Genomic DNA, 13,219 nt, shown 5'->3' with positions numbered 1-13,219 from the left:
TCCTTCCCAAAGCTTATGTATGATTTCTCTGTATTGCCATTCACTTCATAGACAAACCGAATGCTGCCGCCATTTCATAGGCATTCACACTCCCAAGGCCCGCAGCCATTGAATATGCCTCACCTCCCTCAAAGCTGCCAGTTTTGTCGCTGGCATCTACTTTGTTATAGGCAGGCTTATTCATCTGTTTGTACAACCTCTCATGAATATCGCCTAATCCGTTATGCAGTCCACCGGCAATATTGGCAAAGATACCTGCCATGTAAGGCGCAGCGACGCTTGTTCCGATCGCAGGAATCCACGCCCCTGTCCCTGTCTTCGGATCCGTCACATAGATCGGAATGCCGTCGCGATCAGCAGTTATCGAGCCAGCTTCCGTCACGATAGACGGCCCAACGATGTCCGGCAGCATGCGATGCTGCTGGCTCTCTGCACGAAGCTTCATGGATGACGCCGCCTCAGCTTGATAGTTCGGCGATTGATAATCGCTGCTCCAACCGCTTACGGAGAGTGGCCAATTGCGCTCGGTCACGGTTGTCTGCGCTTGATCGATGGTTACCACCGTGCCGCCTACCGCAACGACATTCGGCAAGTACGATGGTGCCATCAGCGTGGTATTATCAGCCCGAGTGCCCGTATCGCCGGTTGAAGCAAATACCGTCATGCCTTGTTTGTTCATCGCTTCAATCACGTCATACGCGCGCTTGTCTTCCGCCAAGTTAGGTGCGCGGCCCCACGAAATCGTAACGATTTGCGCGTGCCCTTCATTCAATATCTGCTCCAAGACGACAGAGAACGGTACAGGTGGAGGTACGGTGTACACATCCAGTTCAGCATCCGGTGCTACTGCATGGACAATGTCAATATCCAGCGTCGATTCAACATGGCCGTTGCTTGCTACCCCTTGATGAATCGCCCCGCCAAATAGGGGAATGACATTAACCTTCGGCTTTGGCAGCCCGAATTTATCCGAGAAACGCTGGATATCCGACACGGTGAAGGTGTCGAACGTCACAATCGCAACTCGAACGCCTTTGCCCTTCAAACCTCGTTCATTCAGATCATCGACATGGTAATAGTTATTCACCCATTGCAGTTTACTAGTTGGTGGCTGATCGGGCAGCGGACCAGCCGAATCATGCTTGCAACCCGTAAACAGCGTCACAAAACAAAGACCTAAAAGTAGAAAAATCATACGTTTGCCGATCATGCTGTTCTTCATTGATGTGCCTCCAACATTCCATGCTGTCTTTTTATTCTAGTCCGATCGTCGCTATATTTCGACATATTATATCATTATTTTCTCTCAAGTAGAACTTTTTACCTACAAATAATAGATTTGACAATACATGAAATGGGCTTAAGTGAACAAAAAGAAGCCGAGGATGGTAAACCATCCTCGGCTTCTTCACATATGTTAGTCGATTATTCGAAGTAAACAGCCTTGCCAGTGCGGGAAGACTCGTAGATTGCTTCAAGAATTTCGGAAACAACGAGCGCTTGCTCTGGTTTCACGAAAGTTTCTTTGTCGTTCAGAACAGCGTCAATCCACATCGATGCTTCAAGCACCTCTGCTGTTTCGACTGCGCCTTCGTAGAAGGCTACGCCGCCGCTGTTCAGCTCTACTTTGTTTACATAGAGACGGCTGTTCTTCTCGCCGTTGATGCGAAGACCGTCTTTCATGTCTGCGCCAGCTTTAGTACCGCTGAGGGATACTTTCGCTTCGTCAACTTCGAGGGAGTTCAGCGCCCAGCTGGATTCAAGGATAACAGTTGCACCGTTCTCCATTGTAATCATTGCGAAAGCGGAATCTTCAACCGTGAATTGCGCTGGATCCCATGGACCCCAAGCGTTTGCAGCATTCTCAGTTTGAGAAAGCTTGTGGTAAGCACGGCCAAGAACTACCTTCGGCTTGTAGTTGTCCATCATCCACAATACGAGGTCAAGCGCGTGAGTACCGATATCGATAAGCGGTCCGCCGCCTTGTTTCTCTTCATCGAGGAATACGCCCCAAGTTGGAACGGCACGGCGACGAATCGCGTGTGCTTTCGCGAAGTAGATTTCACCAAGCTCGCCCTCTTCGCAAATTTGCTTGAGGTAACGGCTGTCAGCACGGTAACGGTTGTTGTAACCGATGCTAAGCTTCTTGCCAGTGCGTTGTGCTGCTTCCAGCATCAAACGAGCGTCAGCAGCTGTCTTAGCCATTGGCTTCTCGCAAAGCACGTGCTTGCCAGCTTCCAGAGCGTCGATGGAAATTACTGCGTGGGAATCGTTCGGCGTGCAAACGTGAATAACGTCGATCGAGCCGTCTTTCAGAAGCTCTTTATAATCTGTGTATACTTTTGCATCTTCAGTTCCGTAGTTTGCTTTTGCTTGCTCAGCTTTCTCAACGATGATATCGCAGAATGCTGCGATCTCAGCTTCTTTTACTTGAGCCAAGCTTGGGAGATGTTTGCCGTTAGCGATACCGCCGCAGCCAATAATACCAATACGTGCCTTAGTCATTAATTTTCTACCTCCATGAGCCGTGAAATGATATAATTTGAGTTATGCATGTCCACTAAGATAGAGCGGCACACATTAAGATTAGTATAGTTCAACTGCTTGCCAAAAATATAGTTGCCTAATAGGTATGCTTTTATGTGATTTTGCTCTCGAAAGGGTGTTACCCGTGGAATTCTATAATGAGAAGGTTGTTTATGAAAACCCTCTATTGTCTATAAAGGTGTATCAGTCCAGCCGCGACAACGATTTGTTCATCAATTGGCACTATCATCGCGAGATCGAATTGCTGCTCATTCTCGACGGCGAACTCGACGTCAATATCGAAGATGAGTGCATAAAACTTCAAAGTGGCGACATTGCCCTCATCGGCGCGAGACAGCTTCACCGCGACCGCAGCTTGGGCGGTCCGCTCAACTATATCGTGCTGCAATTCGACCTCGAACAATTTATCGACCAAAGCTCGATGCCGTATATGCGATTTTTCTCGGAAACGAAAAATCCGCTCAGCCGCGCGAACTACATATTCCAGGAAAATCCGGCGGCCAGAGCGGAAGCTGCTGATTCTATCCGTACCGTGCTGCATGAAGTGACGACGAAGCAGAACGGTTATGAGCTCGCCGTCAGCATGCTGATTAAGAAGCTGCTGCTCTTGCTTATCAGGGGCGACTCGCGCAAAGTGCTTGCCGATCATGAAGACTTCGACCGTGCTCGTCTTCGCGGCGTTATTGATTATGTAGAGGAGCATCTGGAAGGCCGCATTCAAGTTGAGGAAGTGTCCAAGCTTGCGAATATGAGCTATTACTACTTCGTGAAATTTTTCAAGAAAGCGATCGGGCTCTCATTCACCGAGTATGTGAACTACCGCAAGATCAAGTGGGCGGAACGCATCCTGCTGACGAAGGATCTTAGCGTCTCGGAGGTCGGCGACCGCATTGGAATGCCGAATATGGCGCACTTCTACAAGATGTTCAAAAAGTATAATGATTGCTCGCCGAAGCAGTTCCAGAAGCGCATGCTGGAGTGGAACCGGGCATAGCGTCCTTTGCTCTAACCGAATACCCGCTTCATGAACGCAAGGCTCGCCGGCAGCTCTTCCTCCGGCTTATGGACCGTACATTCTGCGGAGATCATGCCATTATAGCCGGCATCCTTCAGCTGCTGCGCGAACGCCGCATACGGATATTGTCCCGTTCCTGGAGCTAACCGGCCGGTATCGGCGATATGAATATGCGCTAACCAATCCTTGTGCTGCGTGATTGTATCAAGCGGCTCGCTATCTTCGTCCATATGGTAGAAATCTGCCAGCACGCGCACGGTTGGATGGTTGATTTGCTTCGCGAAGCTGACGGCTTCTGCGACACTGTTCATGAGGTTCGTTTCCTTCTTGTTCAGCGGCTCTATTGCAAGTGTCACGCCGGTACCGGCAAACTCCTCGGCAATCCAGCTCAGCACATGCAGCATCTGGTCCTCCGCTCTCTCCTGCTCGCAGCCTTCCGGAATATGGCGCGACCTCCCGCTGCCAAGCACCGCAATGCGCGCACCGATCCGGTTCATCGCCTCCGCTCCGCGGTGGATATACCGGCGTACCCGTTCCGGGTCCAGCTCCGGCCCAACGATACGCATATCTCCCGGGAAGAACAGATTGAATGCCCGTACAGGCAGCGGGCTGTTCAAATAAGCAGGCAGCGTCTCGCGAAACAACGCTTCATTCTCCAATTGCAGCTGCTGCAATCCGCATTCGATGTACGCGAACCCATGCTCCCCAAGCAGCTCTGCATCCTCAATTCCTCTACACCAACCGAAAGCGACCACTTCACTTGCACCTCCATACCGTAGTTATGGTCATCTTACCACTTTGTGGAAAGCCCGTGAACAAGAAAAAAAGCCCGGTCACCTTATTTCGGTGAACCGAGCTTTCTTGGCATCACAAGCTTGTAGCCGACGCCGCGGATGGATTCAATTTCAACGGACTGCTGCCCGAGCTCAAGCTTCTTGCGCAGCGAGCTGACATGCACGTCAACGGTCCGCTGTCCGCCGATATAATCAAACCCCCAGACGACATTCATCAAATCATCGCGTGTGACAACTACGCCTGGACGCTGCACCAGATAGAGCAGCACCTCGAATTCCTTCGGCCGAAGCGGTACCGTCTCGCCATTCAGAATGACCTCGTAGCGTTCCGGATAGATGGACAAGTCGCCTGCAGTGATGACTTTATCATTCGATTCCGTCAGCTGCGTGTCATCTTGGCCGGTTCTGCGAAGAACAGCCGATACACGCGCCAGCAGCTCGGCAACGCCGAACGGCTTGGTCATGTAATCGTCTGCGCCGCGCTTCAGACCTTGCACAACTTCCTCTTCCGCATTGCGTGCGGTCAGCACAATAACGGGCGTCCGATTGCCGCTTTGGCGCAGCCGTGACAAAATTTCAAACCCATTCATTCCAGGCAGCATAATATCGAGAATAATAAGATCAAACGACCGCTGCAGCGCGACCTGCAAGCCCTCAGCCCCATGATCAATAACTGTCGTATCATAACCTTCCTGCGACAGGTTGTACGATAACAACCTGGCCAATGTCGGCTCGTCTTCGATGACCAACACTTTCTGTGACATGTTGACCCCCAAACTACCATGTTCTTATGTCTGCATGGTTTTCACGTTCTACAATTCCTTAATTATCATAGCACTGTTTCTATTGAAGGGTAAACCCCTTCGGTAGAACTACCCGTCATCCATTACTGAATGACAGGAAGTTCGATCGTAAAGGTGGAACCGATTCCGACTTTACTATCAACCGTAATCGTGCCTTTATGAAGCTCCACGAGATGTTTGACGATCGATAAGCCAAGTCCGGTACCGCCTGAGCTTCGGGACCTGGCTTTATCGACCCGGTAAAACCGTTCGAAGATGCGCGGCAAATCCTTCTTCGGAATCCCCATCCCCGTGTCCGAAATATGAATGCGAATATGTTCATAATTATCTTCCAGCGTCTGCCCTGGTCCGAGAACAGGTTCAACCCGAATCGAGACGGAGCCGCCTTCTGATGTGTAGTTTATGCCATTCGCTAACAAATTCATCATGATCTGTCGCAAACGATCCTCGTCCACCTCGACATAGACGCCAGGGTCCACTTTCGTCGAGAGGCGAATATGCTTGCGTACCGCCTCCGGACTCATCATTTCCATCGTTTTCTCCATGAACGAGGACAGCTCGACGGGCGAGTACTGCAGCGGCACGCGGCGCGACTCGATCTTCGACAGCTCGAGAATGTCGCCGATCAATCGGTTCAGGCGGTCACTCTCGTCATAGATGATTTGCAGGAAGGAGCGCGCTGTCTCCGGATCGTTCACCGCACCGCCCATCAATGTCTCGGCGAAGCCTTTTACCGCGGTTACCGGCGTCTTTAGCTCGTGAGAGACGTTCGCGACGAACTCGCTGCGCATCCGTTCCAGTCTGCGAATCGCGGTCACGTCCTGCAAGACGAGCAGTACGCCCTCGAACTTGTTGTCCTCTTCTTCATCGAAGATCGGAACAAGGTTCAGATCCAGCAGGCGCTCTTCTGGAAAATAAAACGTAATCTCATCGCGCAGATGTTCTCGGCGCTCCAACGCTTCTTGAATGATCTGCGACAGCTCGTACTGCTGCTTTGCGGAAGCGAAGTGATGGCCGACCAGCTCCTTGGCGGAGAAGCCGAGGAACTCTTCAGCTTTCCGGTTCAGCAGCAAAATATTGCCGTTCGCGTTAATGCTCACGACGCCGTTGATCATGTTATCAAGCACGCTTGCGAGTTGGCTCTCATTCTGATGAATGCGCGACATCTGCTCCTGCAAGCTTTCCGCCATCGCATTAATGGCAAGCCCCAGCTCCCCAATCTCATCCTGGCGCGACACTTCGACGCGTGCACGGTAATCGAGATTCTTGATTCTCTTGGATACGCGAGTAATCTGTTCCAGCGGACGGGTCAAGCCTTGCGCAACGCGGAAGCTGATCAGCGCTGCTGCAATGAACAGAATCAATAAGCCAACAATGAGTGCGGCCCATACCCGCTGAATGCTCTCGTCAACCTTCTGCAAGCTGAGCGCCATCCGAATAACATCCGAATGCTGCGGATTGTTCGGATTGACCAGCATCGCGACATAAAGCAAATTTTCATTGATCGTATCACTGTGACGGGTCGTCCAGCCGATGCCATTCTTCTTCGCTTCTATAATCTCTTCGCGCGTCGAATGGTTGTCCATCGTCTTCGAATCATGATCGGAATCGCCAAGCACGACACCATCGCTGCGTATGAAGGTGATACGCGTATCTGTGATGGCTTTCAAACGCTGCGCTTTTCCCGTGTAGTACATGTATAGCGAATCAGGGTCTCCTGTGCGCCATTCCATCGAATCCAGAATGATATTCATCTCGCGCTTCATATTATCGCGCAGTGCGTCGAGATGATTGTCCCGATACGTCTTGCCCATAAATAATCCGGCTGCTAATACTGCAAGTCCAATCATGGCGATCAGAATGAGTGTGAGCCGCATTCGAAAGCTGTTCATTTTCCTACCTCCATGCCGAATCGTTCATTCTCCATCCTACCCTGTACTTAGCTGCCTGCGCCAGCCGCCTTTTTGTTAAGTTTTTGTAAAAAATAATGATGCAATGTAGCAAGCGGCTGCTGAATTAATATCGACAGTACAACCGGAACGGCAGCGAGCGGGCTGAAGTAGCTCATCGCCAGGACTACGCCAAGCGAAATATTCCGCATGCCCGTCGCGTAGGACACGGTTACCTGAACCTCACGGCTGCGATAATGCGACGTGCCGAAGTAACCGACCGCGTAGCAGATGCCGACCAGCACGAGCGCCGACGGCACAACGCGGAACAAATCGCCGCGGAGCGCTTCAGTCGATGGCGCAATTGCTGCCGCATTCAACATCACAACTGCGGTGAAGCAGAGCTTGGACACCGGCGCGGCATAGGGCTGTACCGCCTTCTGGATGCGGCCCTTCGACCATTCATGGAGCAGCACGCCTACAATCGTCGGTGCAACGATGATGAGAAGCAGATCGCCCACCATGGCTGTTGTATTGGCGCTTACAGAAGTATGGAATAAGAGCTTAATGCCTGCAGGCACGACGATTGGGCTTAGCGCCGAATCAATGACGACCATCGCCAGCATAAGCGGCACGCTGCCTTCGGACATGCCAACCCACAGCACGGTCGACACGCCAAGCGGTATGATCGTGAATAATACGAGTCCGACTACGTATGGCGAATCGAAGCTGAATAGCAGCCCGCCTAACCAGTATGCGAGCAGCGGCGATATGACATGCGCGAGCACGAACGTCCATAGCATGACGGCCGGCCGCTGGATAACCGTTCTCAGCTGCTGCAAGCCGCAGCCGATCGCCATCGTTAGCGTCACGAATGCGAAGCAGTACGGCACCGCAGGAACGAGCCGCTGCAGCTGCGCAGAAAAAAAGAATCCCAGGACGAGGCATCCAGGGATAATTAGAAACATCCATTGTTCAAACCTTCGATTAAAGGCGAGTCCGAAGCTGCGTATAACGCATCCCTCATTTTATCTCTATAATGACCGCACGTAACGCTTATTTAAATACCGGCTCCTTGAATTGGGCAAGCTTAGCAAAGGAATCCTTATCGACGTCCGCATGCAAGCTGTTGCCGTGGGAATCCATCGTTACGACAGCTGCGAAGCCTTCTGTTTGCAAGTGCCACATTGCTTCTGGAATACCGAATTCCATGAAGTCTACGCCGTTCACGTTCTTGAAGCATTCCGCGTAGTACTGCGCTGCGCCGCCGATAGCATTCAAGTAAACGCCGCCGTGCTCTTGCAGTGCGGCAAGCGTCTTCGGTCCCATGCCGCCTTTGCCGATAACAGCGCGGATGCCGAACTTCTTCATGATGTCGCCTTGGTATGGCTCCTCACGCGCACTTGTCGTAGGTCCTGCTGCTTTTACCTTCCAGCCGTTCTCATCCTTCAGCATAACCGGACCGCAGTGATAAATAACGGCACCGTTCAAGTCGATCGGTGCGTCATGATCCATCAAGTGATGGTGAATCGCGTCGCGGCCTGTATGGATTTCACCGTTAATGATAACGATATCGCCAACTTTAAGGCTGCGTACTTGCTCTTCCGTGAGCGGAGTTTGCAGCACGACTTCACGGCGCTCTTCGTTCGCCGTTACCGCTTCAGCCGCTTCGTCAGCTGCTTGCGACTTCATAGGCGTTTCCGAGCCGCTTGGGTAGATCCACGATTTGATCTCGCCGGAGTCCGCGGAGAGCAGCACGCCTTGGCGGCGGTATGCCCAGCAGTTATATGCTACGGATACGAAGAAGCTTGCAGGCAAACGATTCATGACGCCGACTTTGCAGCCGAGCAGCGTAACTTGGCCGCCGAAGCCCATCGTACCGATACCGAGCTTATTCGCATTCTCCATTACGTACTCTTCTAGCTTCGCAAGCTCTGGGATTTCGTTCGTATCGTCCGTATGACGGAACAGCTGCTGCTTCGCAAGCTCGTAGCCTGTCGTACGGTCGCCGCCGATTCCAACGCCGATGAAGCCAGCGCTGCAGCCTTGGCCCTGCGCTTGGTAGATCGCGTGCATAATACATTTGCGGATGCCGTCGAGGTCACGACCTGCTTTGCCGAGTCCCGGAACTTCCATTGGCAGGCTGTACTGAATGTTTTTGTTCTCGCAGCCGCCGCCTTTCAGAATGAGTCGAACGTCGATATCGTCTTTCTCCCATTGCTCGAAGTGGATGACCGGCGTGCCTGGTCCAAGATTATCCCCTGTGTTCGCGCCAGTCAGCGAGTCAACGGAGTTCGTCCGCAGCTTGCCGTCTTTCGTCGCACGGGCAATCGCACTGCGGATTTGCTGCTTCATAATGATTTGGTTCGCGCCAACCGGCGTGTGCACGACGAATGTCGGCATTCCCGTATCTTGGCAGATTGGAGATACATTGCATTCCGCCATCTCAATATTCGTAGCGATCGTCGAGAGCGACAGGCCAGCGCGAGTTGCGCGGTCCTCCGCTTCCTGCGCCGCTTGAATCACTTTGCGGACGTCACCTGGAAGATTAGTAGAAGTTTCAACAATAAGATCATATACGCTCTGTTCAAAATGTTGCATAACGCCTTTGTGGCTCCTCTCTCTATTCGCTTTTCGTCTTTCAGATTATACTTATTATAAACATATAACCCTATCATACCATATCATTACGCGGCGGGCATCCCGCTTTCCAGCGGCATTGCATCCTCCTATTTCCAGTTGTATAAAGGAGCACTGAGATCATGAAAGACAGTCCTTTTATCGCTTATATGTACCGGCTTCGCTATATCGAACGATGGAGCCTCATGCGCAATACGACACGCGAAAATGTAGCTGAGCACTCTTACCATGTCGGCCTGCTCGCCCATATGCTGTGCGAGATCGGGAACCATGTGTTCGGCCGGTCGCTGAACGCCGACCGCGCGGTAACGATGGCGTTGTTCCATGACGCCACCGAGGTCTTCACCGGCGATATTCCGACGCCGGTCAAGCATCACAACCCGAAGATGCTCGCGAATTTCCGCGAGATCGAGGCGCTTGCAGCCGAGCGGCTGCTCAGCATGGTGCCGGAGCCGCTGCAGGCTGCATACGAGCCGCTGGTGGTCACGTCGGCACCAGCAGCGGGCAGCGAGCGGGCAGAGCTGCTCGCCATGGTCAAAGCCGCGGACCTGCTCGACGCGTACATGAAATGCCTGTCCGAGCTGTCCTCGGGCAACCGCGAATTCGCCGTCGCCAAAGGACAGATCGGGCAGAAGCTGGCAAACCTCCATATCCAGGAGGTTGACTGGTTCCTGACCCATATGGCAGACAGCTTCACGAAGACGCTGGATGAACTGTCTGAGAATGAAGCCTGATCTGTATAAAAAAGCCCTTTGGGGCAAGAGTATAGTCATCTAGAAGAAATGACTTGTCTTGCACCCAAAGGAGCATTTTCAAACTAGTCGATTAGATTCTTTCGCGGTCGCGATCGTGATCACGACTCCGGCTTCGCATGCCCGCCAAGCCGATCAGGCCCAGCAAGCCAAGCCAGCCCCAGTTGGAGTGGTTATCATTATCTACAGCTGTTGCGCGAACGGTGTTGGCCCGCATTGCGCTTGTGGTGTTGTTAAACTTGTTAACAGTGGGATTGTAAGCATAGGCGTTAAAATTCCCGCGCGCTGGCGTACCGTACGAATAGCTGTTCATATTGTTCATATTCGTGTTTCCATAACGATAATAGGCATTCGTTCCAAACGTATTCGTTCTGCCGTTCATATCGCTATAGGTTTTTGTGGTGCCTGGGATGCCATAGACGTCAGGTGTGCCGGTCGATCCGGGCGTGCCGAACGCGTTCGGTCTGTTGAACGTGGTCGTGCCGCCAAAGGCATTGTTAGTCGTCACAGTTGGCTGGCCATTAACACCGCTGCCGGTACCGTTCATTGCGGTATCAGCCATTGCTGGAACTACGAGCAGTGTCGATAAGGATAACCCCACAACAGCACTTGCAATTGTTTTCTTCATCAAATCGTCAGCCTCCATTTGGATGTGATGATTGCGGAAGTACTCCTATGGTTTCTCCGATAAGCAGCTGCTTCATCCTAGCGTTCAAGTGGTAAAAGGAGCAGCAGTTGCTACAAAACAAAAATCCGCGGAGAGACCGCGGATCTTTGTTTCTATTCATTATGAAGATCGATAATATCTGCTAATGCGGATGAAGGCTCTTGACTTGCTGCCAGCACCTCTTGATCGGTATGGTTCTGACCCTGTATTGCTGCTGCAGCCTCTGCCTGACGATGCAATTGCTTCTCCACTTGACCAATACCGTGCGCACCTTGATGTCCGCGGCTTGAAGTCATTAATATTCCTCTCCTTTCTTACTTGAAGACAACCCCTAAGCTGTCCCTAAAAAATGATGCCCCGAATGTATTTGATTATGCGCACTTTCCGGATACCTACTGCTGTGAGCTGTGGCGATTACAGGCAATGAGACATACATTTCAGCACCGCGAATACATTTAAGATGATTCTTTCAAGAGAGGAAGAGGATCATCCGATGGTATACGATCCGCAATACTTTCAACACCTGCAGAACCTGCAGAACTTGCGCAATCAACCGACTCCAAATACACATATTCCGCAGCCCATACGCAATGACGGCACTGGCTGGTGGGATCTCGGTCCGCGCGACGTCATGCGGGATCTGGAGAATCCCGACATGTTCGTTCCGCCTCCTACCGATGCCGGGACGATGCCAAATATGAAGTTCTCGTTCTCGGATGCGCATATGCAGCTCAATCGCGGCGGCTGGTCCCGCGAGGTGACGGCACGCGAACTGCCGATTGCGACCACTTTAGCTGGCGTTAACATGGCACTTACGCCAGGCGGCGTCCGCGAAATGCACTGGCATCAGCAAGCGGAATGGGCCATCATGCTGGTCGGAAGGGCTCGCGTGACGGCAGTGGATCAGAACGGCAAGAACTACATCGCAGATATCAGCGTGGGCGACTTGTGGTTTTTCCCGCCTGGAGTTCCGCACTCCATCCAAGGTCTCGAAGGCGGCTGCGAGTTTCTGCTCGTGTTCGACGACGGCAACTTCTCCGACCTTAACACGCTCTCGATCTCCGACTGGTTCGCGCATACGCCGGTTGACGTACTGTCCGCGAATTTCGGCGTCCCGATGAACGCCTTCTCGCACATTCCGAAGGAGCAGGTTTATATTTTCCAAGGGAGCATGCCGGGTTCAATCGAGAGTCAGCAAGTAACTGACCCGCAAGGAACCGTACCGAATCCGCTCACCTACCGTCTGCTGGCGCAAAAGCCGATCGTCACGCCCGGCGGTACAGTCCGCATCGTCGATTCGACCAACTTCCCTGCAGCGACCAGCATTGCAGCGGCGCTCGTCGAGATCAAGCCTGGCGGCATGCGGGAGATGCATTGGCATCCGAACAATGACGAATGGCAGTACTACATCTCAGGTACGGGCCGGATGACCGTTTTCGGCGGCGAAGGCACTGCCCGCACGTTCGATTACCGCGCCGGTGACGTTGGCTATGTTCCTTTTGCATTCGGGCACTATATCCAGAACACCGGCAACACGAGCCTCTGGTTCCTTGAGATGTTCAAGAGCTGCCGGTTCGAGGACGTGTCGCTCAATCAATGGATGGCGCTTACTCCGAAGCAGCTCGTGCAGGAGAATTTGCGTGTAGGACCGGAGCTGATGAACGCGCTTCGGAAGGAGAAGTGGCCGGTGGTGAAGTACTGCTGAGTAAGTGCAGATACTTCCGATGCTGATGCTTTATAGTGGATTTATCCATCGTAGAACGGTACTATAGGGCGAATCTCCAAGCTATATTGGATAAAGAGTCAATTTCATAAGTCTATGATCGCTAGGTAGCACTCACTCAAAACCCAAGGATTTTAAAAAAAATCAGGCTGCACAGCGTGTCCTTCTCAATTCTTGGTTCAGTTTATCAAGGGCGAACTTGCATAATGTATAGGTCAGACAAGTAAGGTCCATCTCAACGAAGGCCCGCTTTTTGCGTTTGCGTGTTGCCGTTAGTCCAAAGTAGCTTTTTAAATAGGCAAATACACGCTCGACAGCTGTGCGACGTGAATACAGTGTTGCGAACTTGCTGCTGCCGCGAGCCGGGACCGTGTATTTGCGGATGTCTT

Annotated in this window: 13 protein-coding genes; 3 read left to right on the top strand and 10 right to left on the bottom strand. The window is 52.2% G+C overall.

Going from position 1 to position 13,219, the window contains the following annotated elements; translation table 11 throughout:
- Positions 1-40 precede the first annotated feature (40 nt).
- Both A8990_RS26860 and A8990_RS26855 read right to left on the bottom strand, forming a co-directional pair.
- Positions 41-1,222 (bottom strand): S8 family serine peptidase, encoded by a 1,182-nt coding sequence (locus tag A8990_RS26860; protein ID WP_116192115.1) that lies wholly within the window; start codon positions 1,220-1,222, stop codon positions 41-43.
- 203 nt (positions 1,223-1,425) lie between these two features.
- Positions 1,426-2,505, bottom strand: a complete 1,080-nt coding sequence (locus A8990_RS26855; RefSeq protein WP_116192114.1) for a Gfo/Idh/MocA family protein — start codon at positions 2,503-2,505, stop codon at positions 1,426-1,428.
- A 166-nt stretch (positions 2,506-2,671) separates the two neighbouring features.
- Between A8990_RS26855 and A8990_RS26850 the strand changes: the two genes are divergently transcribed.
- A complete protein-coding gene (locus A8990_RS26850; protein WP_116192113.1) occupies positions 2,672-3,541 on the top strand; it encodes an AraC family transcriptional regulator in 870 nt (289 codons plus the stop codon).
- An 11-nt stretch (positions 3,542-3,552) separates the two neighbouring features.
- Here A8990_RS26850 and A8990_RS26845 read toward each other — a convergent pair whose 3' ends face one another.
- The 5 genes from A8990_RS26845 to A8990_RS26825 all read right to left on the bottom strand — a co-directional run bounded on the left by A8990_RS26845 (position 3,553) and on the right by A8990_RS26825 (position 9,649).
- Positions 3,553-4,317, bottom strand: coding sequence for a sugar phosphate isomerase/epimerase family protein (locus A8990_RS26845; RefSeq protein WP_116192112.1), 765 nt, complete (start codon positions 4,315-4,317; stop codon positions 3,553-3,555).
- A gap of 83 nt (positions 4,318-4,400) precedes the next feature.
- The gene (locus A8990_RS26840) at positions 4,401-5,120 is read right to left on the bottom strand and encodes a response regulator transcription factor (protein ID WP_116192111.1); all 720 of its coding nucleotides are present in this window, start codon (positions 5,118-5,120) and stop codon (positions 4,401-4,403) included.
- Between the two features lie 122 nt (positions 5,121-5,242).
- Positions 5,243-7,051 (bottom strand): two-component system histidine kinase PnpS, encoded by a 1,809-nt coding sequence (pnpS, locus tag A8990_RS26835; RefSeq protein ID WP_116192110.1) that lies wholly within the window; start codon positions 7,049-7,051, stop codon positions 5,243-5,245.
- A 47-nt stretch (positions 7,052-7,098) separates the two neighbouring features.
- Positions 7,099-8,016: a bile acid:sodium symporter family protein gene (locus A8990_RS26830; RefSeq protein WP_181909797.1), complete on the bottom strand. Its 918-nt coding sequence runs from the start codon at positions 8,014-8,016 to the stop codon at positions 7,099-7,101.
- Positions 8,017-8,104: 88 nt separating this feature from the next.
- Positions 8,105-9,649 (bottom strand): fumarate hydratase, encoded by a 1,545-nt coding sequence (locus A8990_RS26825; RefSeq protein WP_116192108.1) that lies wholly within the window; start codon positions 9,647-9,649, stop codon positions 8,105-8,107.
- 161 nt (positions 9,650-9,810) lie between these two features.
- On the opposite strand from A8990_RS26825, the gene yfbR reads away from it, so the two are divergent.
- Positions 9,811-10,422, top strand: a complete 612-nt coding sequence (yfbR, locus tag A8990_RS26820) for a 5'-deoxynucleotidase (RefSeq protein ID WP_116192107.1) — start codon at positions 9,811-9,813, stop codon at positions 10,420-10,422.
- Between the two features lie 91 nt (positions 10,423-10,513).
- Here the strand turns inward: yfbR and A8990_RS32350 are convergent, their stop codons facing one another.
- Positions 10,514-11,068: a WGxxGxxG family protein gene (locus tag A8990_RS32350; protein ID WP_116192106.1), complete on the bottom strand. Its 555-nt coding sequence runs from the start codon at positions 11,066-11,068 to the stop codon at positions 10,514-10,516.
- A gap of 152 nt (positions 11,069-11,220) precedes the next feature.
- Positions 11,221-11,403 carry a hypothetical protein gene (locus A8990_RS26810; protein ID WP_116192105.1) on the bottom strand — a complete coding sequence of 61 codons (183 nt, stop codon included), beginning with the start codon at positions 11,401-11,403 and terminating at the stop codon, positions 11,221-11,223.
- 197 nt (positions 11,404-11,600) lie between these two features.
- Between A8990_RS26810 and A8990_RS26805 the strand changes: the two genes are divergently transcribed.
- On the top strand, positions 11,601-12,812 hold the full coding sequence (locus A8990_RS26805) for an oxalate decarboxylase family bicupin (RefSeq protein ID WP_116192104.1): 1,212 nt from the start codon (positions 11,601-11,603) through the stop codon (positions 12,810-12,812).
- A gap of 162 nt (positions 12,813-12,974) precedes the next feature.
- On the opposite strand, the gene A8990_RS26800 is transcribed toward A8990_RS26805, so the two are convergent.
- A partial coding sequence (locus tag A8990_RS26800; protein ID WP_147306879.1) for a transposase occupies positions 12,975-13,219 on the bottom strand: 245 nt, incomplete at its 5' end.

Origin of the sequence: Paenibacillus taihuensis, from assembly GCF_003386535.1 — a bacterium.
In the GTDB taxonomy this organism is placed as follows: domain Bacteria; phylum Bacillota; class Bacilli; order Paenibacillales; family Paenibacillaceae; genus Paenibacillus_Z; species Paenibacillus_Z taihuensis.
Note: the sequence above shows the minus strand (reverse complement) of the source record. Positions and strands in the feature narration are given on the sequence as shown.